The organism is Bradyrhizobium zhengyangense (assembly GCF_022012435.1).
In the GTDB taxonomy this organism is placed as follows: Bacteria; Pseudomonadota; Alphaproteobacteria; order Rhizobiales; family Xanthobacteraceae; genus Bradyrhizobium; species Bradyrhizobium zhengyangense.
This window is the reverse complement of the sequence record NZ_JAKLUA010000002.1, coordinates 75131-97666: the sequence shown is the minus strand read 5'-3', so window position 1 is coordinate 97666 and position 22536 is coordinate 75131. Positions and strand designations below refer to the sequence as shown.

Here is a 22536-nt window from a genome sequence, read left to right as displayed (position 1 = left end):
GACAAGAGCGATGGATTTCGCAAGAGCTCAACTCATCCTGCAGCTCACACTGCGGTCACTCGCGAACATCACAGGATGTCACAGAAGAATCGGAAGCCGGCATCGCAACCGCGCAAGCGGCCTGCGTTCTGTTGGCGACCATGTCGATGGCGCAGACGATCATGCGGCCTTTGAATTTGTCGGTATTGGAGTGCTGTGATACAACCCTTGGCTGTCGGGACGGCTGTTCCGTCCCCGATTTGGGAGGCACCTCATGAGATTCTCGTTAGGCTTCGCCGTGCCGTCAGTCGTCGCGACCTTGTCAACTGTCTTGCTGTGCAGCAGCGCGGCAATGTCGCAACCCACACCGAACTCCTCGCTTCCCGCCGTCTCGGTCGAAGCACCGAAGGCAAGACAAACCGTTGTGCCGAGGCCGGGGCCAACGACCGCGACATCCCATCACCGGACATCTGGCTCATCGACGGCTCAGAATCCGGCGTTCGCGCCGGGTACACCATTGGCAAGGCTTGCCAAGCTGGAGCGATCCGCCAGCAGCTGCAACGGTGGTTGCGAAACCAGCTATCGAGTCGGCAACGCCCCCTGGGTCGGATGCAGCTTCAGCAGCGGCTCTGAGCCCTTTACCTCTCATTTCTCGCCAACGTGCCGAGACACGCTGACCTACAATACCTACGCGCAGTGCGTCGAGACCAAGTCCTTCCTCGGCGCATCGCCCCGAGAGACCAGGTGGCTTTGCACCAGCCTGCTGGCCGGAGGCAAGCTGGCCGGCGAAAAGCAAGTCGCCGAAAGCCGCCGCTAGTCCACACCCGCTATCGGGAGCGCCGCCCGGAATGCCGGGCGGCCGCTTCTGGTCTGCCCCGCCGCGATCCCGTCAGCTGATCTTTCCCGCAGCCCTTGGCGGCGTCACTGACGACGCCCAGCCGAGCTGGACGTCGATGCTGACAGAATCTGGCAGTAGCGCGTGATATCAGCCGGCATGTCGCGCGCTCAACGCCTTCTTGATGTGATCCAGCTCCTGCGCAGGCATCGTCGGCCGGTCGCGGCATGCCGGCTGGCCGAGGAACTGGGTGTCTCTCTCCGGACGATCTATCGGGACATCGAGACGCTGAAGGGCCAAGGCGCCCACATCGATGGCGAGGCCGGCATCGGCTATGTGCTGCGGCCGGGATTCATGTTGCCGCCGCTGATGTTCTCGGAAGAGGAGATCGAGGCGCTGGTGCTGGGCGGCCGGTGGGTTGCCGCACAGCCGGATGAGCCGCTCGGAAAGGCGGCCAAGAACGCGCTTGCGAAGATCGCCGCCGTATTGCCCGACGATCTGCAGCGGAGCCTGGAAACGTCAGGCCTGATGGTCGCTCGCCGCGATCCGGCGGCAGGCGACGCCGAATTGCCGATCATTCGCGCCGCCATCCGCAGCGAGCGCAAATTGCGCATCGTCTACAGCGACGAACGGGACAACCGCACCAGCCGCACGATCTGGCCGATCGCGCTCGGATTCTTCGATCGGGTACGCATGGTGGCGGCCTGGTGCGAGAGCCGCGGCGACTACCGCCATTTCCGCACCGACCGGATCCTGTCGATCACGCTCACGGAGCGCCGCTACCCGCGACGCCGCACCGATTTGCTGCGGGAGTGGCGGCAGCGGGACAGCATTGGCGAGCAGCAACCATGCTGACAGAAACTGGCAGCACCTTCCTGTAAGCGTCGGCCATCGCCAGCTGAACAGGAGATGCAAATGGCCGACTTCAATCTCGTGGTGCTCTATGTCAACGATGCGCAAGCGAGCTCCACTTTCTATCAGACCCTGCTGGGGTGCCCCGTCGCGCAATCATCCCCCAAATTCGTGGTTCTTCCGCTCGGGAGCGGCGTCATGTTGGGCCTGTGGCAGCGGGACGCGGTCGTGCCGCCTTCCGCTTCGGAGGCCGGCTGCAACGAGATCTGCTCCAGCGAGATCTCCTGGGCGGTCGCGAACGCGGAGGCGGTGCGCGCGACCCACGACACATGGCTGACCCGCGGGGTGCGGATTGCGCAGCCTCCGACCGCCATGCCCTTCGGCGACACCTTCGTTGCGCTCGATCCCGACGGCCATCGCCTGCGCGTGCTGGCGACCGCCGCTTAAGGGCTGCACTGCTTCGCGTGAGAGGCTGAGCGAGGCACTGCCGCGCCCAGCCTCTCTGTCGCAGCGCCTCGGCGGGGACCCCCTATGCATGCCGATCGCCGAAGCACCAATTGCGCGGAGCGAAAAGGCTGACTAGGAAATTCGGATGAATTCCGAATCGACCCCCAGTTGGCCAGTCGTGGAGCCACCGTCCTTCCTTCCCGCGCCCCGTCGCCGGTGGCCGCTTGCGCTCGTCATTGCCGTAGTCCTTGCGCTCGCGGGGGCAGCGGCCGGTTATGTCTGGCTGAACGGGGGATTGTTCCTTCCCTCCGCGGGACGCGAGGCCGCGGATGCCGAGACCAGCGCCAATGACAAAGCTGTCATGACGGACCTGCTCGCCACGCAGCAAAAGACGGCTGACGATTTGGCCGCCATCGAAAAGGCCGTCGCCGATCAGCAAGAGCAGCTGAAGGCGATCGTCAATCAGCTTGCCAACCTGAGTTCGAAGATCGACGCGCTGAAGAGCCAGGCCCCGCAGCCAGCGGCCGCACCGTTCCCGTCGCCGGGGCCTGTTACGTCGATGCCGCCAGCTGCAGCGCCCGCTGTCGCACCGGCTGCAGCAGCGCGCGTCGTCCCACGGCCAAAGAAGCCGCCGCGTGTCGCGACCCCGACGGGTCCGATCTCGGTCGGCGGAGCGCCGCTGAACGCTGCGCCCGATACGCCCGCGCGCTGACTGAGCAAGCCCATCTCAGCGATCAGCTGCTTCGCCGCCGCCGAGATCATCACCAGGCCGCCGGTGATCACCGCGACGTCGAGGATGGCTGCGTGGATGTGCACCGGCATCCGCTCGACCAAAGCCTTTGCCAGGAACGCGCCGGGGAGGCGGAGAGCCGCAGAACGAGGAATGGAACTCCGAGGAAATTGAGCCGTTTGCACTTGTTCCGAACCAGGAGACCAGTGTGAACCGCCGACAACTTCTTCGCGGATCGGCTGCAGTTTCAGCTGCAGCCATACTGCCGCGGGCCGCACACGCTCAGCCCAGCGCCGCCCCGCCCTTCAGCCCATCCTATGTGCGCGAGCTGGCGCGCGCGCTTGCGGCCAAGCCGTTCGCGGCTCCGGACGAGAAGCTGCCGGATGCACTGAAGAATCTCAACTACGACCAATACCGGTCTATTCGTTTCGCGCCCGAAAAGGCGCTGTGGCGCGCAGAAAAGCTGCCATTCGAAGTTCAATTTTTCCACCGCGGCTTCTTCTACAAGAACAGGGTCGACATCTTTCAGGTGGTGGACAGGAGCGTCACACCGGTCTCGTACCGGCGCGATGACTTTTTGTTCGGCGAGGGCCTCGGACAATGGCCGGATGCGGACCTTGGATTCGCCGGCTTCCGCATCCACGCCCCGATCAACAAACCGGATTATTACGACGAACTCTGCGTATTCCTCGGCGCAAGCTACTTCCGGGCCGTTGCGAAAGGACAGACCTATGGTCTGTCGGCGCGGGGGCTCGCGATCGATACCGGCGAAAGCAAAGGCGAAGAGTTCCCGGTGTTCAAGGCCTTCTGGCTGGAGAAGCCGGCGCTGAATGCCTCCTCGATGGTGGTCCACGCGCTGCTCGACAGCAAGAGCGCGGCCGCAAGCTACCGTTTCACCATTCGGCCCGGCCAAACCACGGTTTTCGACGTCGAGATGGCGCTCTATCCGCGGGTCGACCTCGAGCACGCCGGGCTCGGGCCGATGACCAGCATGTTCTTCTTCGGTCCGAACGATCGAAAGGATTTCGACGATTTCCGCCCCGCCGTTCACGACTCGGATGGACTTTCGATCTTCAACGGCAGAGGTGAACAACTCTGGCGACCGCTCAACAATCCGCACGATCTGCAGGTCAGCAGTTTTGCCGACGTCAATCCGGGCGGCTTCGGCCTCATGCAGCGGGAAAGGAATTATCTCGCTTATCAGGATCTGGAATCCAGTTTCGAAACGCGCCCGAGCCTCTGGTTCGAACCGATCGGCGATTGGGGCGAAGGGGCGGTAAAACTGTTCGAGATTCCGACCAAGGAGGAAGTCCACGACAATATCGCCGCGCTCTGGCAGCCGAAGCAGCCCCTGACGGCAAAGAGCGAACACATCTTTACCTATCGACTGCACTGGGGCACGGACGCGCCGAAGGCCGACGCGCTCGCACGATTTACCAGAACGGGAATCGGCAGCCGGGGAGATGACAGCAAGCTGTTCGTCCTGGAACTGATGGGCGACCGCCTCAAAGGCGTTGATCCCAAGGCCATCAAAGGGGTGGTGACCGCTGAAAAAGCCGACATCAGCAACATCGTCACGCAACCAAATCCCGTGACCGGCGGATGGCGCCTGAGCTTCCAATGTTCGGTCAAGGGGCAGGCGTCGATCGAGCTTCGTGCCTTCCTGGCGCAGAATGATGCACCGGTCTCCGAAGTATGGATCTATCGATGGACGCCCTAAAGCAATCGCAGGCGCCGCTGCGAAGCGCGCCCGCCCGCCCGTTCTTGCCGCAGGAACGCCCGCTCTCGATGCTGCCGTGTCGGCTCGACCGCGCGGCTGAAGTCAGGCAATCGCCGGTCCATAGCGGGGCCACGTTGATCGTTCGCCGTCTTTTCATCTTCGTCGGGACGGCCCTGCTGACGCTTGCAGGCGGCTACGGCATGTACGACGTGGTGAAGGTCGGCGGTGTGACATTTCTCGAGGCGCTGCTGCTTGGTCTGTTCCTCGTGCTGCTCGCCTGGGTCGCATTCTCCTTTATGTCCGCCCTCGCCGGATTTTTCGTGCTGCTGACGCGCCGGCAGCCCAATCTGCCGATCGACACGACAGGCCCGCTGCCTCACGTCACCTCGCGCACCGCGATGCTGCTGCCGACCTATAACGAGGATCCGCATCATGTCATGGCGCGGCTGCGCGCGATGTACGAATCCATCGACGCGACCGGATATGGCGAAAAATTCGATTGGTTCTTGCTGAGCGATACGACCGACCCGGACATCTGGATCAGCGAAGAGATGGCCTTCATCGAGCTACGCCGCGCCTGCGGCGGAGATCGGCTGTACTACCGGCGCCGCTCCGACAATACCGCGCGGAAGTCCGGCAACATCGCCGACTGGGTCACCAGGTTTGGCGCGGCCTATGATCACATGGTCGTCCTCGATGCGGACAGCCTGATGGAGGGTGATACGATCGTTCGCCTCGTCCACGCAATGGAACGCAACCCCTCTTGCGCGCTGATCCAGACACAGCCGGTCATCGTCAACGCGCGTACCCTGTTTAGCAGGCTGCAGCAATTTGCTGGGCGCGTATACGGCCCCCTCATCACGGCGGGCAATGCCTGGTGGCACGATGGCGACGGCAACTATTGGGGCCACAACGCCATCATCCGGCTCGAGGCATTCGCTGCGGAGGCCGGACTGCCCGAACTGCGCGGTCGCAAACCTTTCGGCGGACACATCCTCAGCCATGATTTCGTCGAGGCCGCGTTGATGCACCGCGCCGGCTGGGCGATCTACATGGTCCCAGCCGTTCGCGGCAGCTTCGAAGAGGTCCCACCGTCGCTGCTGGACTTTGCGGGGAGAGATCGTCGCTGGTGCCAGGGTAACCTCCAGCATCTGGCGGTCCTGCCCACGCGCGGGCTGCACTGGGTCTCGAGGCTACATCTGCTCACCGGCATCGGATCCTACGTGACGGCGCCACTTTGGCTTCTGTTTCTGTTGGTCGGTCTGCTCATTTCGCTGCAGGCGCACTTCATCCGGCCGGAATACTTTCCGAAGGGCTTCAGTTTGTTTCCCACCTGGCCGCAACAGGACCCGGTGCTTGCGGCCTGGGTCTTTGCCGCGACAATGGGACTTCTGATCCTGCCGAAGCTGCTGGCTTATCTTGTGCTGATCAGCAATCGTGACGAGCGGGCCGGATTTGCAGGAAGCTTCCGTGTTCTGGCGGGAGTCGTTTGCGAGACATTTGTGGCGGCATTGCTTGCTCCCTGCATGATGATCCTCCAGACCAAGGCCGTCATGGAAATTCTCGCTGGTCGAGACGCGGGCTGGCAGGTGCAACGCCGAAGCGATGGACAGCTCGCCCGCGGTGAAGTCTATCGAAAGCTCGCCGGGCCTGCACTGTGCGGCTTGGTCCTGTCGCTGTGCGCCTATGCCGTCTCTTTGCCGCTGCTGCTCTGGATGTCGCCCGTGGTGCTGGGTCTGCTGCTTTCAATCCCGCTCGGGATCATGACGTCTTCGCGATTGAGCTCGCCCGGAGTCTTTGCCACGCCGGAGACCAACTATCCGCCTGCCGTGGTGCTCCGTGCGAACGAGCTTGCCGCATCCGAGCCCGCCGAAATGGCCGGAGCTCTGCAACAGCTCAAGCTTGACCCAAAGTTACTGGGCGAGCATTTGGACTCGCTTTCGCTTGCCAGCCCCCGCAGGTTCGGCCCCATCAACGTGCCGCTTGCGACTGCAACCGCCAAGGTCGAGGAATGCAAAAGCCTGGAGGACGCCGCGACATGGCTCGACAAGCGAGAACTACTCGCTGTTCTTGGCCATCCCACGCTGCTCAAGACAGTTCTTGAGATGCCCCCGGGCAAGCAAGATTAGCGATCCAAGCGCGAATGCCACCCAAGCCGCTATTGTCTGTCAGATCAGCTGCTTCGCCGCTGCCGAGATCATCACCAGCCCGCCGGCGGTCACCGCGACGTCGAGGATCGCGGTGTGGATGTGCACCGGCATCCGCTCGACGAACGCTTTTGCCAGGAACGCGCCGGGGATGGCGATGCCGCCGATCAGCAGCGCGAAGGCGAGCACTTGCGCGGTGACGGCGCCGGCGAGGCCGAACACGGAGATCTTGATGAGGCCGGTGCCGAGCGAGATCATCGCGTCGGTCGCGATCACGGCGGCGCCTTCGAGGCCCGCGGCCATCAGCAGCGAGAGCAGGATCACGCCGGAGCCCGACGTGCCGCCGACCAGGACGCCGTAGCCGACCGATCCTGTCGCGAGGCCCGCATCTCCAATCTTGACATGACGGCGGCGGAGCACGCGGCGCAGCGGCACGCTCAGGATCAGCATGGTGCCGATCACGATCGCGGCGCCGGCGTTGGTGAGGCGGGTGTAGCCGTAGGCGCCGAGCGCGGTCGTCACCGCCGCGCAGGCCAGCACGATCGCTGCACGGCGGCGATCGGCGTAACGGAGATAGGCAATTGCGCGGCTGGAATTGGTGAAGAGCGCCGAGATCGCGATGATCGGCACCACGGGCTCGGCGCCGACCAGGGGCACCAGCACCAGGGGCATCAGGGCGCCGGTGCCGTAGCCGGCGAGACCACCGATGATCGAAGCAAACAACGCCATCATCGCGACCAGCAGCAGCTGGAAAATCGAGATGTCGGCGAAGCCTGAGACGATGGTCAATTTTTCTCGCGAGTGGCGCGTGCTGTGGCTTGATCGGCGATGGCAGCGAGTGCGGCTTCCTCTAGTGGAAAATCCGCCGCAAGCCAAGCGTCCTCGGCGAGTGTCAACACGTGTCCGAGCGCAGGTCCTTCCGCCATGCCGCGCGCGATGAAGTCGACGGCCTTCAGCGGGAATTTCGGCGCGGTCCAGCGCTGCGGCAGCTCGGCGAGCTCGCGCCAGCGCGACGAATTCGCCTCAGCGCCGCTGCGCGCCCAGGCCAGCAACACGCGATCGTGATAGCGCTCGGGCCCCAGCCGGTAGAGCAGCCGCCGTGCACGCGCCTCGTCCATGGCGGCGAAGCGCCACCAACGATGGCCCATCGAATCAAGCGCCTTGGCTTCCGCGTTGGAGAGCCGGAGGCGCGTCGCAACACGCTTGGCGTCTTCAGTGACGGCGACGGAGAGCGCAGCGAGACGGCGCGTGCTGCTGGCCGTCAGGTCAAGCGTACCCTCGATGGCGATCATCGCTACCAGCGGCCCGGCATAGGCAACGCCGCCGATCATCGCCTGCAGCAGGCCAGCCTCGACCATCGCAAGCGCTGCGGCGGATGCGCCTTGCGCCACCAGCAATTTCAGCATTTCCATGCGCACCCGCTCGGCCGAGAGCGTGGCAAGGCCTGCGCGCCCACGGATGCAGGCGAGAGTGCCGTCGCGGTCGGGCTCGCCGGCGCCGAAGGCGGCGTGGATGCGGAAGAAGCGCAGGATGCGCAAATAATCCTCGGCGATGCGCTGGTCCGGCGCGCCGATGAAGCGAACGCGGCGCGCTTTCGCATCCGCGATGCCGCCGACATAGTCGTAGACGACGCCGCCGGCGTCGACCGACAGGCCGTTCATGGTGAAGTCGCGCCGCTCGGCGTCCTTCACCCAGTCGCGGCCGAAGGCAACCTTGGCCTTGCGGCCGAAGGTCTCGGTATCCTCGCGCAGCGTCGTAACTTCATAGGGCGCGCCGTCGATGACCAGCGTGACGGTGCCGTGGTCGATGCCGGTTGGCACGCATTTGATGCCGGCGGCTTTCGCCCGCCGCACCACCTCCTCCGGCAGCGCCGTGGTGGCGATATCCATATCGCCCGGCGGCAGGCCGAGCAGCGCGTTGCGGACGGTGCCGCCGACCACGCGCGCCTCTTCGCCGTCAGCGTTGAGCAGTTGCAGGACGCGCGCGGTCCCGCCTGCAGTCAGCCAGGGCGCACCAGCAAGGATCGGCTCCGCGCTCATCGTCCGGCCCTTATCTTTCGGTGCCCGGCACGAGCCTGCCGTTCTCGACATGGGCGGGAATGTAGGTCGAGTTCGGCGCGGCGCCGGAGAAATGCGCAAGGCCAACCAGCCCGGCGATGACGAGCACGAGCGCCACCAGGATGAGGCGCGCGACGACGGTGATCGGCCAGGACGATTGCACGAACAGGCCGGACCGCGTGGCGGCCAGAAACAGCGCATAGACGGCAAAGGGAATGAGGAAGATTCCGATCTCGGTCAAAACCGGCCGGATCATGACGAATAGATCCGCTCATACAGCACACGCAGCATTCCGGCCGTGGCGCCCCAGATATAACGCTCAGCAAACGGCATCGCATAGTAAAACCGCTCCATGCCGCGGAATTCCTTGCTGTGGACCTGGTGATTGGCCGGATTCATCAGGAAGGATAGCGGCACTTCGAATGCGTCATCAACCTCGGAATGGTTGATCGTCAGTTGAAAACCGGGGCGCACCCTGGCGACCGTCGGCAGGATGCGGAAGCCGAACGCTGTGCCGTAGAGATCGAGATAGCCGATCGGGTCGACGAAATCCCTGCTCAACCCGACCTCCTCCTCGGCCTCGCGCAGCGCGGCATCGAGCGGGGAGGAATCGATCGCATCGATCTTGCCGCCGGGAAAGGCGATCTGGCCGGCGTGGTCGTTGAGATGCGCCGAGCGCTGCGTCAGGAGGATGGTCGGCTCGGGATGGTCGACCACCGCGATCAGCACCGCTGCGGGCCGCACCGGCTGCTCGCGCGCGACGATCTCCAGCATCTTGTCGGTGCCGGGATCGCCGGAAGCCGGGATGATGTTCGGATCGAACAGGCCGGGCGGCACGTCGAAGCTGAGCTTCGCCTTGGAGCGGGCGAAGAAATCCGGCGCGCGGAACGCGACTTGCCCGTTCTTCGCAATAGGCTTGTTCAAAGCGCGGCCCTCACCTGCTCCGCGTCGGCCATGGCGAAGAACTCGCCGGCCGACTCGACGCCAAACATCGGCTGGCCATCGACCATCCGCTCCTCGCCCATGTCAACCAGATCGTAATAGAGCGCGCGTGTGACCTTGGCCCAGAGATCGGCGCGGACATGCAAGTAAGGCGTCAGGCCGCCGTCGGCCGCCTGCTCGAAGCGCAGCCGGTGCGCGGCATCGCAGACGACCCAATCGTCGACATTGGTGCGGAAGCTCAGCACGCGATGGTTGTCCTCGTCGCGCTTCAGCATCTCGACCGCCATGAACGGCGCGTCGTCGACGACGATGCCGACCTTCTCCACGGGCGTGACGAGGAAATGCTTGTCGCCCTCCCGCTTCAAGATGGTGGAGAACAGGCGAACCAGCGCGTGACGGCCGATTGGCGTACCCATGTAGAACCAAGTACCATCGGAAGCGATTCGGATGTCGAGATCGCCGCAAAACGGCGGATTCCACAGATGCACCGGAGGCAGGCCCTTTTTGGCGCCTTCGGTATTGGCAGCACTTTTGGCGGCGGCAGTCAGCCCCTCAAGACCGCGATCGGCGCTCTGCCCTTGGTTCGCCATGGTTTGCTCTGACTTTGTCCGTTGGCACGATTGGTGCAGGTCTACGTTGTACGTAAGTCTACGGTTCCACCCCGGGTTCGTCCGGTGTGGAGGTCTCCACTTCGTGATGCCGTACATAACCCGAAGCCGATAAAGTGGGGATAGGTTAATTCAACGAATACATGGCGTTCCTGCAAGTCTAGCATAGGGGCCATGACGCAGATTGGTGCGATAAATTCGACGACGCAGAAAAGCCGCGTGGCAGGCTTGAGGAGCTAACGGATGGCAGAAAGTGTCGAGAAGCTCGAAGACGGCATCGTCCGTTCAGCCGAGCAGGTGTCCAGTCAGATTCGCGCAGCGAAGGATGCGATCGGGTCGGTGATCTTCGGCCAGGATCGTGTGGTTGAGAACACGCTCGTCACGATCCTTTCCGGCGGCCACGCGCTCTTGATCGGCGTGCCCGGCCTTGCCAAGACAAAACTGGTCGAGACGCTCGGCGTCACGCTCGGTCTCGATGCCAAGCGCATCCAGTTCACGCCTGACTTGATGCCGTCGGACATTCTCGGCGCCGAAGTGCTTGACGAGAGCACCGCGGGAAAACGCTCGTTCCGCTTCATCTCGGGTCCGGTGTTCGCGCAGCTTTTGATGGCCGACGAGATCAACCGCGCCAGCCCGCGCACGCAATCGGCGCTGCTGCAGGCGATGCAGGAGCAGCACATCACCGTGGCCGGCGCGCGCCACGATCTGCCGAAGCCGTTCCATGTGCTGGCGACGCAGAACCCGCTGGAGCAGGAAGGCACCTATCCGCTGCCCGAGGCGCAGCTCGATCGCTTCCTGATGGAGATCGACGTCGACTATCCCGATCGCGACGCCGAGCGCCGCATCCTGTTCGAAACGACCGGCGCCGAGGAGACGCTGGCGAAGGGATCGATGAATGCGGATGCGCTGATCACGGCGCAGCGGCTGGTGCGCCGCCTGCCGGTCGGCGATTCCGTGGTCGAAGCCATCCTCTCGCTGGTGCGCGCGGCGCGTCCGGGTCCTGACAGCGGCGAGGCCGGCAAGTTCATCGCCTGGGGCCCCGGCCCGCGCGCCAGCCAATCGCTGATGCTGGCCGTGCGCGCCCGTGCGCTGATCGACGGACGCCTCGCGCCCTCGATCGACGACGTGCTCGACCTCGCCGAGCCGGTGCTGAAGCACCGCATGGCGTTGACGTTCCAAGCACGCGCCGAAGGGCGGACGATTCCGGACGTGATCCGGCAATTGAAGACACGGATCGGTTGATGGCTGCAGAGACCGGGCACACGGCGAAGGAGATCATCGCAATCCGACGTGCAGATGGCGAAAGCCGCACGCTCGCAGCTTCCTTGCCGCGCCTGGTTCTCGAGGCCCGCCGCATCGCCGCCAACGTCATCCATGGTCTGCACGGCAGGCGCCGCGCCGGCTCCGGCGAAAATTTCTGGCAGTACCGCCGTTTCGTCTCGGGCGAGCCGTCGCAGAATGTCGACTGGCGGAGATCGGCGCGTGACGACCATCTCTACGTCCGCGAGCTCGAATGGGAGGCCTCGCACACGGTGTGGATCTGGCCTGATCGCTCGCCCTCGATGGCGTTCGCCTCGAAGACCGCGCGCGAATCCAAGCTGGAGCGCACGCTGATCGTCGCCTTCGCGCTGGCCGAGCTGCTCGTTGCAGGCGGCGAACGCGTCGGCATTCCCGGATTGATGGCACCGACCACGAGCCGCAGCGTCATCGACAAGATGGCGCAGGCGATGCTGCATGACGATGCCATCAGGCTGAGCCTGCCGCCGTCCTTCGTGCCCGCGGCGCTGGCCGAAACCATCGTGCTGTCGGATTTCTGGTCGCCGATATCAGAGATCAGGACGACGCTCGCCGGGCTGTCCGGCTCCGGCGCCCATGGCACCCTGGTGCAGATCGTCGATCCCGCCGAAGAGAGCTTCCCCTATTCCGGCCGCATCGAGTTCGTCGAACCGGAAGGCGCTGGCGTGATCACCGCCGGCCGCGCCGAGAGCTGGGCGCAGGATTACACCACGCGCCTTGCGCTGCACCGCGACCAGATCCGCGCCGAGACCAACAAGCTCGACTGGCTGTTCACGACGCATGCGACCGACCGCTCGGCCGCCGAGCTGCTGCTGTTCCTCCATGCCGGCATGCAGGTGAGCAAGTCGGGCGCCCGCGTCACCTCGATCAAGGCAGGGCCGGCCGCATGATGGGATTGCCGCTCGCCTTCACCGAACCGCTGCTCCTGATCGGGCTCGTCAGCCTCCCGGTGCTGTGGTGGCTCCTCCGCGTGATGCCGCCGCGGCCGCGCCGGATCGAGTTTCCGCCGACCCGCCTGCTGTTCGACATCGCGCCTCGCGAAGAGACGCCGGCGCGGACACCATGGTGGCTGACGGCGCTGCGCCTGCTCGCTGCGGCGCTGGTGATCTTCGCAGCCGCCGGCCCGATCTGGAATCCGCAGGTTGGCCTTGGCGCCAGCAAGGCGCCGCTGATGATCATGCTCGACGACGGCTGGAGCGCCGCTTCGAACTGGGACACCAGGATCAGGGCCGCCGACGAGCTGATCGCCAATGCCGACAACGACCGCCGCGCGATCGCGCTGGTGCCGCTGTCGGAGCCGAACCGCGACATTACGCTGATGCCGGCGGGCGCGGCGCGCGTTGCGCTGCGGCAGATCGTGCCAAAGCCCTATTCGATCGAGCGCGTTGAAACCCTCACCGCGATCGATCGTTTCCTCAAGGCAACCGGCAATTGCGAGATTGCCTGGTTGTCTGACGGCGTCGACACCGGCCGCGGCGAGGAGTTCGTGGCTGGGCTCGGCAAGACCATAGGGGATCGCAGCTTGACGCTGTTCGAAGGCGGCACCTCTTCGCCGCTCGCGCTGGTCGCGGCGGAAAACGCGGCTGCGAAGATGACAGTGAAGGTGCTGCGCACCGACAGCGGCATTCTCGCCGGCACCGTGCGGGCCCTCGACCAGAAGGCCTCGCCGATCGGCGAGGCGCGCTTCACCTTCGGACCGCAGGACAAGGAAGTCGAAGCCGCATTCGACCTGCCGGTCGAGCTGCGCAACGATATCTCCAGGCTCGAGATTTCCGGCGAGCGTTCGGCGGGCGCGGTGCAGCTGCTCGACAAGCGCTGGCGCCGCCGCGCCATCGGCATCGTCTCGGGCTCGACCAGCGAGACCTCGCAGCCACTGTTGGCGCCGACCTTCTACCTGACGCGCGCGCTGGCGCCATTCGCCGACGTGCGGCTCGCCGACAAGGGCGCCCCGCAGCAGGGCATCACCCAGTTTTTGGACCAGAAGCTGCCGATGATCATCCTCGCGGACGTCGGCACCGTCGCGCCCGAACTGCGCGAGCGCCTCAACGCCTGGATCGACCAGGGTGGCGTGCTGGTGCGGTTTGCCGGGCCCCGCCTGGCGCAAGCCGAAGACGATCTCGTGCCGGTCAAGCTGCGCAAGGGCGGCCGCACGCTCGGCGGCAGCCTGACCTGGGAGAAGCCGCAGCATCTCGCCAGCTTCACTGCCGACGGACCGTTTGCCGGCATCGCCGTACCCAAGGACGTCACCGTGAGCCGGCAGGTGCTTGCCGAGCCCGATGCCGTGCTCGCCACCAAGAGCTGGGCCTCGCTCGAGGACGGCACGCCGCTCGTAACAGGCGAGCACCGCGGCAAGGGCATCGTCACCCTGTTCCATGTCAGCGCCGACATGCGCTGGTCGGATTTGCCGATGGCCGGCACCTTCGTCGAAATGCTCCGGCGTGTCGTCGACATGTCCGGCTACACCGCCAAGCCGGGCCCCGGCGTTGCCACCGAGACGACCGCCGAGACGCTGGCGCCGCTGCACATGCTCGATGGCTTCGGCGCCTTCGGGCCGCCGCCCGCCACCGCCAAGCCGCTGACGGCTGATTATCGCGACCGCGCCACGCCGGACCATCCGCCCGGCTACTACGGTCCGGCAGAAGGACCGCTCGCCGTGAACACGCTCGCCAGCGCCGACCGCATCGCAGCCCTCAACACCGCGCCCCTGAACGCAAGGCGCGCCACCTACACCAATGCCGAACCACGCGACCTGCGTGGCTGGCTGCTGTCGACCTCGCTGGCGCTGTTCCTGATCGACGCCCTGATCGTCGCGCTGCTCGGCGGCGGTCTTGCCGCATTGCTGCGCCGGCGTGCCGCACCCGCCATGATTCTGCTTGGCGTTCTGCTCGCCGGCATCGCGGTGCTGTCTCCGACGCCCTCGCGCGCCGACAGTGCGTCGGACGAGTTCGCGATGAAGTCGACGTCGCAGACCCGCCTCGCTTATGTCGTGACGGGCAATGCCGACGTCGATTCCATCGTGAAGGCCGGCCTGTCCGGCCTGACGCTGTTCCTGGCGCAGCGCACCGCGCTCGAGGCCGGCGATCCCGTCGGCGTCGATCCCGCGCGCGACGAGCTCGCCTTCTTCCCGCTGATCTACTGGCCGATCGTGCCGGGCCAGCCGAAGCCGCCGCAGGACGCCATCAACAAGATCGACGCCTATATGAAGCAGGGCGGCACCGTGATCTTCGACACCCGCGACGCGGTCGAAGCGCCACCCGGCGATAGCGGCGCCGCGCAGACGCCGGGCATGCAGGCGCTGCGCGAGATCCTGTCCTCGCTCGACGTGCCCGAGCTCGAGCCGGTGCCGCGCGAACACGTGCTGACCAAGACGTTCTATCTGCTGCGCGACTTCCCCGGCCGCTTCAATTCAGGCCAGACCTGGGTCGAGGCGCTGCCGCGCGAGGACGACGACGAGAGCGCACAACGCCCCGCGCGCGGCGGCGACGGCGTCTCGCCGATCATCATCACCTCCAACGACCTCGCCGGCGCCTGGGCACTCCGTCCCGACGGCCAGCCAATGCTGCCGCTCACGCCCGGCGAGCCGCGCCAGCGCGAATTCGCCTACCGCGCCGGCGTCAACATCGTGATGTACACGCTGACCGGCAATTACAAGGCCGACCAGGTGCACGCACCGGCCCTGATCGAACGTCTCGGCCAATGAGCATGATCCGGAAAAGTGGAAGCCGGTTTTCCCTCGCGACAAACGCGGAACGCGTTTGCGCGGGGATCATGCTCAAAACCAATAGAAGATCGATATGAATTACGGCATCGCGTTCACGCCGCTTGTCCCAGCGATCGTCCTCTGGATCGCGCTCGCTGCGATCGTCCTCATCGCCATCGTGCTGCTGGTGGCGCGGGCACGCGGCGCGGCCGTGCGCGTGGCGGCGCTGGCGCTGTTCCTGCTGGCCCTTTCAAATCCGTCCTTCACGCGCGAGGACCGCGATCCCCTCACCTCGGTCGCCGCCGTCGTCGTCGACAAGAGCCCGAGCCAGAATTTCGGCAAGCGCAACCAGGAAGCCGCCAAGGCGCAGGAGGCGCTGGTCGACGGTCTGAAGAAGATCAAGGGGCTGGAGGTGCGCATCGTCGAGGCCGGACAGGCCGACGGCGAGACCGACGGCACAAAACTGTTCGGCGCACTCGCCTCCGCGCTGTCGGATGTGCCGGTGGACCGCGTCGCCGGCGCCTTCCTGATCACCGACGGCCGCGTTCACGACATCCCGGCCAACGCCGCCGCGCTCGGCTTCCAGGCGCCAGTGCAGGCGCTCATCACCGGACAGAAGGACGAGCGCGACCGCCGCATCGCGATCACGGCGGCACCACGCTTCGGCATCGTCGGCCAGAACCAGACCATCGGCTACAAGCTCGACGACCAGGGCGTCACCGGCGAGCGCGCCAAGGTCACGGTGCGCCGCGACGGCGAGGTCATCAACGAGCGCACGCTGACAAGCGGCCAGAGCGCAAGCGTCGACGTCGAGATCAAGCATGCCGGCCCGAACATCGTCGAGATCGAGGCCTCGCCCCTCGAAAGAGAATTGACCCCGGTCAACAACCGCGCCGTCGTCGCCATCGACGGCGTCCGCGACAAGCTGCGCGTGCTGCTGGTCTCCGGCGAGCCGCATTCCGGCGAGCGCACCTGGCGCAACCTGCTGAAGTCCGACGCCAGCGTCGACCTCGTGCATTTCACGATTCTGCGTCCGCCGGAGAAGCAGGACGGCACGCCGATCAACGAGCTATCGCTGATCGCGTTTCCGACGCGCGAGCTGTTCCAGCAGCACATCAACGAATTCCAGCTGATCATCTTCGATCGCTACGCCCGCCAGGGCGTGCTGCCGATCCCCTATTTCGAGAACATGGCACGCTATGTGCGCGCGGGCGGCGCCGTGCTGGTCTCGGCAGGCCCCGACTATGCCTCGACCAGCAGCATCTGGCGCACGCCGCTGGACGCAGTGCTGCCGGCCGAGCCGGTCGGCGTCACGGAGAAACCGTTCTATGCGCATCTCTCCGACATCGGCAAACGCCATCCCGTGACGCGCGGGCTGGAGGGCGCGGCATTCGAGCCGCCGCACTGGAGCCGCTTCTTCCGCACCGTCGAAACCCGCAATGCGGTCAACCCGCCTGTGATGACGGGTGCGGACGGCAAGCCGCTGCTGTTCTTGTCGCGCTTCGGCGAGGGCCGCGTTGCGCTCTTGCTGTCCGACCACATCTGGCTATGGGCGCGCGGTTACGAGGGCGGCGGTCCGCATCTCGATCTGCTCAGGCGGATGTCGCACTGGCTGATGAAGCAGCCCGATCTCGACGAGGAAGCGCTGCGCATGCAGGTGCAGGGCAAGGATCTCGTCGTGGTGCGCCAGACCATGGCCGACACCGTGCAGCCGGTGAGCGTGACGTCGCCTTCCGGCGTCTCCCATGATTTGACGCTCAGCCCCGGCGATCCCGGCGAGTGGCGCGCCAGCCTTCCGGCGAACGAGCTAGGCCTGTGGCAGGCGACCGACGGAACGCTGAAGGCGCTGATCAATGTCGGCCCGACCAATCCGAAGGAATTCTCGGAAGTCACCTCCACCACCGACACGCTGAAGCCGCTGACGCAGGCGACCGGCGGCAGCTCGTTGCGGATCGCGGATGGCGGCAGCGTCGAGCTGCCGCGCATCGTCCCGGTGCGCTCGGCGAGCGTCTTCGCCGGTGACGGCTGGATGGGCGTGCGGATGCGCGACGCCAGCATCGTGAAGGGCGTCGGCGTGCTGCCGATCTTCTCCGGCCTGATCGGCCTGCTGCTGCTGCTCGGTGCGTTTGCTGCGACCTGGGTCCGCGAAGGGCGGTGAGGCGCGACGATCGCGTTGCCCGAACGCCACATCGGATCGGCCGCCTGCGCGCGCCAGCCCCTCCCTCAGTTGACATCTGCTGACCGATCGGGCGATGTTACATTATAACATCGCAACGCCCGGTCGGCGTCCCGCGATGTGGGATGGTGTTTTCCAGATGAAGTGGTTCCGGTCGAATATCAGGCACGGTGCCCGGCTCGCGATATTCGCGATGCTGGTGCAGATAGTGCTGACCTTCGGCCACAGCCATTGGTTCGCACAAGCTGCACCGCTTGCTCAGTCCCAGCTGAGCGATCACGCCAAGACCGTTGCCAAGACAATCGCATCGCCCGATAGCGCGGCGGTTCAGAAGCAGTCACCTGCAAATCCCGACCGCGAACAGCCGGGAGACGACAATTGCGCGATCTGCGCATTGGTCGCTATGGCTGGCACGGTCGTGTTCGCGACGCCGCCTCTGCTGCATTTGCCGCAGGCGGTCGAGCTGCTCTATCGCACCACCGATGCCGAATTCATCCATCTGGAATCGGCAAAGCACGCGTTCCAGCCGCGCGCCCCTCCCGCCTCCTGATCTCCATCGATTGAGCTGCCTTCGGCATCGGCCGCGCATGCGCGCCGATTGCGCTGGGCTATCCAAGATGATCCGTCGCGTGTCGACGGCGCGTGCCGCCTGCCTGTGCTCTGACGAGCTGCGACGGCGCGCGATCCGGAAATCAGGACAATGGTGTCTTCAAAAGCAATATTGGCGGGCTCAAGCCTCGCCGCACTCACGCTGTTTCATTCCGGCGATGCCGCCTTGGCGCAGACGACGGCCCCGATGACGACGCTGCCCAGCGTCGAGGTCGATGCGCCCAAGCAGACGCAGGCGCCGCGCCGTCCAAAAGTTCGTGTCGCCGTCGACAAGCGACATTCAACGTCGCAGGCCCGTCCACAGACCGAGGCGCCAGCCGCAGTCGAGGGCCAGAACAACCGGTTAGATGCCGCGCGCCAATCTGTGCTTCCACCAGGCGGGGCCACGACCCACACGCTCACGCGCCAAGCGATCGAGGCGCTGCCGCAGGGCAGCAATGCCTCGCTCGACAAGGTGCTGCTGCAATTTCCCGGCGTCACCCAGGACTCGGCGGCGAGCGGCGACCTGCATATCCGCAACGAGCACGCCAATCTGCAATATCGCATCAACGGCGTGATGCTGCCCGATGGTGTCGGCGCGTTCGGGCAGATCCTCGACACCGGCATCGTCGGCAGCCTCAGCCTGCTCACCGGCGCGCTGCCGGCGCAATATGGCCAGCGCACCGCAGGCGTGCTCGACATCCAGACCAAGGCCGACGCCTTCAACAATTCCGGCGTGGTCGGCGTCTATGGCGGCAGCAACGGCACCATCTCGACCAATATCGAATATGGCGGGACAGTCGGGCCAACGCAGTATTTCCTGTCGGGACGTTTCCTGCAGAACAATCTCGGCATCGAGAACCCGACCCCGTCAGTCAACGCGATCCACGACCGCACCAACCAGGAGAAGGGTTTCCTTTATCTGTCGACGATGATCGATCCAACGAGCCGCCTCACCTTCATGAGCGGCGTGTCGAACGCGACGTTCCAGATTCCGAACAATCCCGGGCAGGCGCCCGCGAACACGGCGTTCGGCGTCTCGAATTTCGACTCGTCCCGGCTGAACGAGCACCAGAACGAATTCAACCAGTTCAACGTCGTCTCCTACCAGACCTCGAACGGCGAGTTCGACACACAAACATCGTACTTCAACCGTTACAGCCAACTCCATTTCTACCCCGATCCGATCGGCGACCTCGTCTTCAACGGCGTCTCCTCGGACGTCTATCGCCAGAGCGCGGTCAACGGCATCCAGCAGGACACCGCCTGGCGCATCGGCTATGCGCACACGCTGCGCTTCGGTCTTTCGGTGAGCGCGGAGCGAACGCTGGTGAACAGCGGGACCACGATGCTGCCGCTGGCCGATCCAAGCGATCCGACCGCGGGCACGATCGACGCGCCGTTCTCGGTGTTCGATTCCAACGCCAAGACCGGCTGGCTGGTCGGAACCTATGTCCAGGACGAGTGGAAGATCACCAATAGCCTGACGCTCAATGCCGGCCTGCGCTTCGACCAGATGGTTCAATATGTCGATGCCAACCAGCTCAGCCCGCGCGTCAGCCTGACCTGGAAGCCGTTCGACGGCACCATTTTCCATGCCGGTTATGCGCGCAACTTCACCCCGCCCTCGCAGGTGATCGCCAGCCCCGTCAATCTTGCACTCGTGACCCCGCCTGGCCCGCCTGCCAACACGCAAACGCCGGAGGTCGGACAGAGCAGCCCGGTGCTGCCGGAGCGGTCGCACGTATTCGACGTCGGCGTCACGCAGAAGATCCATGCGATCCCCGGCCTCGAGGTCGGCGCCGACGCCTATTACAAGAAGGCGCGCGACCTGCTCGACGATGGCCAGTTCGGCGCGGCCTATGTGCTGAGCGGCTTCAACTACGATCGCGGCGAGAATGTCGGCGTCGAGCTGAAATCGACCTACAGAAGCGGCAATTTCAGCGCCTATGCCAACCTCGCCTGGGCCAAGCAGATCGCGACCAATGTGGTCTCGAACCAGTATCTGTTCGGCGCGGACGAACTCGCCTATATCGACGGCCATTACATCTACACCGACCACGCCCAGATGCTGTCGGGATCGGCCGGCGCCTCCTATCTCTGGGAGGGCACGCGCTACAGCGTGTCGATGATCTATGGCAGCGGCCTGCGCTCGGGCTTTGCCAACACCGATCATCTGCCCGGCTACACGCAGGTCAATCTCGGCCTGTCGCACGACTTCAACATCGTGGCGCCGAACAAGCCGACGACGGTGCGGTTCGACGTGGTCAATGTGTTCGACACGATCTACCAGATCCGCGACGGCTCCGGCATCGGCGTGTTCGCCCCGCAATACGGACCGCGACGCGGCTTCTATGTCGGCGTCTCGCAGCGGTTCTAGCTGCGCGGCTTGCGTGCGTCGGGGCCTGCGGGCCCCCGGCGCAGCAGGCGGCGGCTCACTTGCGATAGGCGACGCAGTCGATTTCCACCTTGCAATCCACCACCATGCTCGACACCACACAGGCGCGCGCGGGCGGGTTGGCGCCGAAATATTCGGCGAAGACCTTGTTGAAGCTCTGGAAGTCCCGGGGGTCGTCGAGCCAGACGCCGCAACGGACGACATCCTTGGGCTCGTATCCAGCTTCAGCCAGGATCGCGAGCATGTTGCGGATCGCCTTGTGCGACTGCGGGATGATGCCGCCCTCGATCACCTCGCCGTTCTCCATCGGCGTCTGGCCGGAGACGTAGAGCCAGCCATCGGCTTCGACCGCGCGGGCAAACGGAAGGTGCTGGCCGCCGGTGCCGGTGCCGCCGGCCGCGCCGTATCGTTTCAACGTCATTGCATGGTGTCCTGCGTGTGATGGTTTAGGTCAGGGCACGGCCCGGCCGTGCGAAGGTGCTGCGCCCGTCCGCGACCACGGCCTCGCCGGCGACGAAGACCGCACGGATGCCTGCGGGCATTTCCGTCGGCGTCTCGAACGTCGCCTTGTCCATGATGGTCTCGTCGAACAGCGTGAGATCCGCGATCATGCCCGGCCGCAGGATGCCGCGGTCGGACAGGCCGAAGCGCTGGGCGGGCATCGCGGTCATCCGCCGTACGGCATCTTCCAGCGTGAACCAGCCCTGCTCACGTGTCAGCCGGCCGGCGACGCGCGGAAAACTGCCATAGGCCCGCGGATGCGGCTTGGTACCGGGACGTGGAATGCCGTCGGAGCCGACCATGTGCAGGCGATGGGTGAAGGCCGCGCGCAGATCGGCCTCATCGAGCTGGAACATGATGATGCCGGTCTGGGCCTGGTCCTCCTCGATGCAGCGAACCATGAGATCGAACGGGGAGATGCCGAGCTCGCGCGCGGCATCGACCATCGACTTGCCCTCGAGCGGCTTCAACGCCGGATTTGCGGTGGCGGAAATGCGGACATTGTGCCAACCGATCAGCACGATCTTGGACTGCGCCGCATGCGGATCGGGATCGCCCTCCTCCACCAGCACGCGCAGCGCTTCGCGCTGGGCGGGATCGCGCAGCCGCGCAAGCAGCGCGTCGACGCCGCCTTCGAGCGCGGCTGGCGGCAGCAATTGCAGCATGTAGGAGCTGCCGGCGGGATAGGGATACATGTCGAAGGAGATGTCGATCCCCTCTGCGCGCGCGGCCTCCAGCCGGTCGAGCGCCTTCGGGATAGCGCCCCAGTTCGGCTTGCCCGCCGATTGCAGATGCGACAGCAGCCCCGCGGCACCTGAGGCGCGCAGGATCGCGATGAACTCGTCGATGGATTGCAAGAGGCCCGCTTCGTAGCTGCGGACATGCGCGGTGAGCAGCTTGCCATGCGCCCTGACGGTCTCTGCCAGCGCGTTGAGCTCGTTGGTATCGGCATAGGCGCTCGGCGGATAGACGAGGCCAAGCGACAGGCCGGCCGCCCCCTGATCGAGTTGCTGCGCGAGCAACGCCTGCATGGCCGCGATCTCCTCGATGCTCGCCGCGCGGCGCTCGTAGCCGAGCACGGCGAGACGGATCGCGGCGTGCCCGACCAGAGAGACGAGGTTGAGTCCCACGCCCGGCCCTTCCAGGGCTTGCCGGTAGCCGTCAAAGCTGTCGAAGACTTCGTTCGTCCTGACTTCGCCAGCGAGCCCCGAGAAATGCAAACGCAGCATCTCGGCGGAGCCGGCAGTTGCCGGATAGAGCGAGAAGCAGCAATTGCCGACCACGAGCGTGGTGACGCCCTGCAACACCTTCTCGGGCCTGTCGGGCTCGCGCAGACAAATCAGGTCGTCATGGCAATGCGCATCGATGAAGCCCGGCGCGAGATAGCATCCGCGCGCGTCGATGATGTCGGCCCCCTCCGCCGGCAGCGCGGCCCCGATCGCCGCGATGCGGCTGCCGCTGACGCGCAAATCCGCCTCGAACCACGGCGAGCCAGTGCCGTCGATCAGGCGCGCGTTGCGGATCAGCGTGTCCTTGCCGTTGGAAGTCCGGGGCATGCCC

19 protein-coding genes and 1 pseudogene are annotated in these 22536 nt (G+C 65.3%); 12 read left to right on the top strand and 8 right to left on the bottom strand.

The features are described 5' to 3' along the window. The first annotated feature begins 496 nt into the window (after nucleotides 1-496). The 4 genes from L6637_RS08835 (at nucleotide 497) to L6637_RS08820 (ending at nucleotide 2825) form a co-directional block, all read left to right on the top strand. Entirely contained in the window at nucleotides 497-796 is a 300-nt protein-coding gene (locus L6637_RS08835) for a hypothetical protein (RefSeq protein WP_237870136.1), read from the top strand. Nucleotides 797-973: 177 nt separating this feature from the next. Then, nucleotides 974-1669 (top strand): helix-turn-helix transcriptional regulator, encoded by a 696-nt coding sequence (locus L6637_RS08830; RefSeq protein ID WP_237870134.1) that lies wholly within the window; start codon nucleotides 974-976, stop codon nucleotides 1667-1669. Nucleotides 1670-1729: 60 nt separating this feature from the next. Then, nucleotides 1730-2113 (top strand): VOC family protein, encoded by a 384-nt coding sequence (locus tag L6637_RS08825; protein ID WP_237866433.1) that lies wholly within the window; start codon nucleotides 1730-1732, stop codon nucleotides 2111-2113. 145 nt (nucleotides 2114-2258) lie between these two features. Next, a complete protein-coding gene (locus tag L6637_RS08820) occupies nucleotides 2259-2825 on the top strand; it encodes a hypothetical protein (RefSeq protein WP_237870718.1) in 567 nt (188 codons plus the stop codon). Nucleotides 2826-2845: 20 nt separating this feature from the next. On the opposite strand, the pseudogene L6637_RS08815 reads toward L6637_RS08820, so the two are convergent. Continuing rightward, nucleotides 2846-2983: pseudogene (locus L6637_RS08815) on the bottom strand (sulfite exporter TauE/SafE family protein); the annotation flags it as partial. Nucleotides 2984-3051: 68 nt separating this feature from the next. On the opposite strand from L6637_RS08815, the gene L6637_RS08810 reads away from it, so the two are divergent. Then, complete coding sequence (locus L6637_RS08810; RefSeq protein WP_237870132.1) at nucleotides 3052-4563, top strand: glucan biosynthesis protein G; 1512 nt, start codon at nucleotides 3052-3054, stop codon at nucleotides 4561-4563. Continuing rightward, nucleotides 4551-6692, top strand: coding sequence for a glucans biosynthesis glucosyltransferase MdoH (gene mdoH, locus L6637_RS08805; RefSeq protein ID WP_237866435.1), 2142 nt, complete (start codon nucleotides 4551-4553; stop codon nucleotides 6690-6692). The genes L6637_RS08810 and mdoH overlap by 13 nt, the downstream gene beginning before the upstream one ends. A gap of 39 nt (nucleotides 6693-6731) precedes the next feature. On the opposite strand, the gene L6637_RS08800 is transcribed toward mdoH, so the two are convergent. The 5 genes from L6637_RS08800 to L6637_RS08780 are packed head-to-tail and all read right to left on the bottom strand — an operon-like array spanning nucleotide 6732 to nucleotide 10299. Next, on the bottom strand, nucleotides 6732-7499 hold the full coding sequence (locus L6637_RS08800; protein ID WP_237870130.1) for a sulfite exporter TauE/SafE family protein: 768 nt from the start codon (nucleotides 7497-7499) through the stop codon (nucleotides 6732-6734). Then, entirely contained in the window at nucleotides 7496-8749 is a 1254-nt protein-coding gene (locus tag L6637_RS08795) for a CCA tRNA nucleotidyltransferase (RefSeq protein WP_237866437.1), read from the bottom strand. Before L6637_RS08795 ends, L6637_RS08800 begins: the two co-directional genes overlap by 4 nt. 10 nt (nucleotides 8750-8759) lie before the next feature. Next, nucleotides 8760-9023 carry a DUF6111 family protein gene (locus L6637_RS08790; protein ID WP_237866438.1) on the bottom strand — a complete coding sequence of 88 codons (264 nt, stop codon included), beginning with the start codon at nucleotides 9021-9023 and terminating at the stop codon, nucleotides 8760-8762. After that, the gene (locus L6637_RS08785; protein WP_237866439.1) at nucleotides 9020-9691 is read right to left on the bottom strand and encodes a CoA pyrophosphatase; all 672 of its coding nucleotides are present in this window, start codon (nucleotides 9689-9691) and stop codon (nucleotides 9020-9022) included. Before L6637_RS08785 ends, L6637_RS08790 begins: the two co-directional genes overlap by 4 nt. Continuing rightward, entirely contained in the window at nucleotides 9688-10299 is a 612-nt protein-coding gene (locus L6637_RS08780) for a DUF1285 domain-containing protein (RefSeq protein ID WP_237870128.1), read from the bottom strand. The genes L6637_RS08785 and L6637_RS08780 overlap by 4 nt, the downstream gene beginning before the upstream one ends. Before the next feature lie 261 nt (nucleotides 10300-10560). On the opposite strand from L6637_RS08780, the gene L6637_RS08775 reads away from it, so the two are divergent. The 6 genes from L6637_RS08775 to L6637_RS08750 all read left to right on the top strand — a co-directional run bounded on the left by L6637_RS08775 (nucleotide 10561) and on the right by L6637_RS08750 (nucleotide 20457). Continuing rightward, a complete protein-coding gene (locus tag L6637_RS08775; protein ID WP_237866441.1) occupies nucleotides 10561-11559 on the top strand; it encodes an AAA family ATPase in 999 nt (332 codons plus the stop codon). Continuing rightward, nucleotides 11559-12503 carry a DUF58 domain-containing protein gene (locus L6637_RS08770; protein WP_237866442.1) on the top strand — a complete coding sequence of 315 codons (945 nt, stop codon included), beginning with the start codon at nucleotides 11559-11561 and terminating at the stop codon, nucleotides 12501-12503. Before L6637_RS08775 ends, L6637_RS08770 begins: the two co-directional genes overlap by 1 nt. Continuing rightward, on the top strand, nucleotides 12500-15313 hold the full coding sequence (locus L6637_RS08765) for a DUF4159 domain-containing protein (RefSeq protein ID WP_237870126.1): 2814 nt from the start codon (nucleotides 12500-12502) through the stop codon (nucleotides 15311-15313). Before L6637_RS08770 ends, L6637_RS08765 begins: the two co-directional genes overlap by 4 nt. Nucleotides 15314-15407: 94 nt before the next feature. Next, nucleotides 15408-17471, top strand: a complete 2064-nt coding sequence (locus L6637_RS08760; RefSeq protein WP_237870124.1) for a hypothetical protein — start codon at nucleotides 15408-15410, stop codon at nucleotides 17469-17471. 157 nt (nucleotides 17472-17628) lie between these two features. After that, nucleotides 17629-18039: a DUF2946 family protein gene (locus L6637_RS08755; RefSeq protein ID WP_237870690.1), complete on the top strand. Its 411-nt coding sequence runs from the start codon at nucleotides 17629-17631 to the stop codon at nucleotides 18037-18039. A gap of 150 nt (nucleotides 18040-18189) precedes the next feature. Continuing rightward, nucleotides 18190-20457 carry a TonB-dependent receptor gene (locus L6637_RS08750; protein ID WP_237870122.1) on the top strand — a complete coding sequence of 756 codons (2268 nt, stop codon included), beginning with the start codon at nucleotides 18190-18192 and terminating at the stop codon, nucleotides 20455-20457. Between the two features lie 55 nt (nucleotides 20458-20512). On the opposite strand, the gene L6637_RS08745 is transcribed toward L6637_RS08750, so the two are convergent. Both L6637_RS08745 and L6637_RS08740 read right to left on the bottom strand, forming a co-directional pair. Beyond that, nucleotides 20513-20896 carry a RidA family protein gene (locus tag L6637_RS08745; RefSeq protein ID WP_237866447.1) on the bottom strand — a complete coding sequence of 128 codons (384 nt, stop codon included), beginning with the start codon at nucleotides 20894-20896 and terminating at the stop codon, nucleotides 20513-20515. Nucleotides 20897-20921: 25 nt separating this feature from the next. Beyond that, the gene (locus tag L6637_RS08740; RefSeq protein WP_237870120.1) at nucleotides 20922-22532 is read right to left on the bottom strand and encodes an N-acyl-D-amino-acid deacylase family protein; all 1611 of its coding nucleotides are present in this window, start codon (nucleotides 22530-22532) and stop codon (nucleotides 20922-20924) included. Between the last annotated feature and the right edge of the window lie 4 nt (nucleotides 22533-22536).

What these genes read in the sequence shown, in the direction of transcription:
- L6637_RS08830 (WP_237870134.1), top strand. Translation starts at nt 974, where the DNA reads ATGTCGCGCGCTCAACGCCTTCTTGATGTGATCCAGCTCCTGCGCAGG.
- L6637_RS08825 (WP_237866433.1), top strand. Translation starts at nt 1,730, where the DNA reads ATGGCCGACTTCAATCTCGTGGTGCTCTATGTCAACGATGCGCAAGCG.
- L6637_RS08820 (WP_237870718.1), top strand. Translation starts at nt 2,259, where the DNA reads ATGAATTCCGAATCGACCCCCAGTTGGCCAGTCGTGGAGCCACCGTCC.
- mdoH (WP_237866435.1), top strand. Translation starts at nt 4,551, where the DNA reads ATGGACGCCCTAAAGCAATCGCAGGCGCCGCTGCGAAGCGCGCCCGCC.
- L6637_RS08795 (WP_237866437.1), bottom strand. Translation starts at nt 8,749, where the DNA reads ATGAGCGCGGAGCCGATCCTTGCTGGTGCGCCCTGGCTGACTGCAGGC.
- L6637_RS08790 (WP_237866438.1), bottom strand. Translation starts at nt 9,023, where the DNA reads ATGATCCGGCCGGTTTTGACCGAGATCGGAATCTTCCTCATTCCCTTT.
- L6637_RS08780 (WP_237870128.1), bottom strand. Translation starts at nt 10,299, where the DNA reads ATGGCGAACCAAGGGCAGAGCGCCGATCGCGGTCTTGAGGGGCTGACT.
- L6637_RS08775 (WP_237866441.1), top strand. Translation starts at nt 10,561, where the DNA reads ATGGCAGAAAGTGTCGAGAAGCTCGAAGACGGCATCGTCCGTTCAGCC.
- L6637_RS08770 (WP_237866442.1), top strand. Translation starts at nt 11,559, where the DNA reads ATGGCTGCAGAGACCGGGCACACGGCGAAGGAGATCATCGCAATCCGA.
- L6637_RS08765 (WP_237870126.1), top strand. Translation starts at nt 12,500, where the DNA reads ATGATGGGATTGCCGCTCGCCTTCACCGAACCGCTGCTCCTGATCGGG.
- L6637_RS08760 (WP_237870124.1), top strand. Translation starts at nt 15,408, where the DNA reads ATGAATTACGGCATCGCGTTCACGCCGCTTGTCCCAGCGATCGTCCTC.
- L6637_RS08755 (WP_237870690.1), top strand. Translation starts at nt 17,629, where the DNA reads ATGAAGTGGTTCCGGTCGAATATCAGGCACGGTGCCCGGCTCGCGATA.
- L6637_RS08750 (WP_237870122.1), top strand. Translation starts at nt 18,190, where the DNA reads ATGGTGTCTTCAAAAGCAATATTGGCGGGCTCAAGCCTCGCCGCACTC.
- L6637_RS08745 (WP_237866447.1), bottom strand. Translation starts at nt 20,896, where the DNA reads ATGACGTTGAAACGATACGGCGCGGCCGGCGGCACCGGCACCGGCGGC.
- L6637_RS08740 (WP_237870120.1), bottom strand. Translation starts at nt 22,532, where the DNA reads ATGCCCCGGACTTCCAACGGCAAGGACACGCTGATCCGCAACGCGCGC.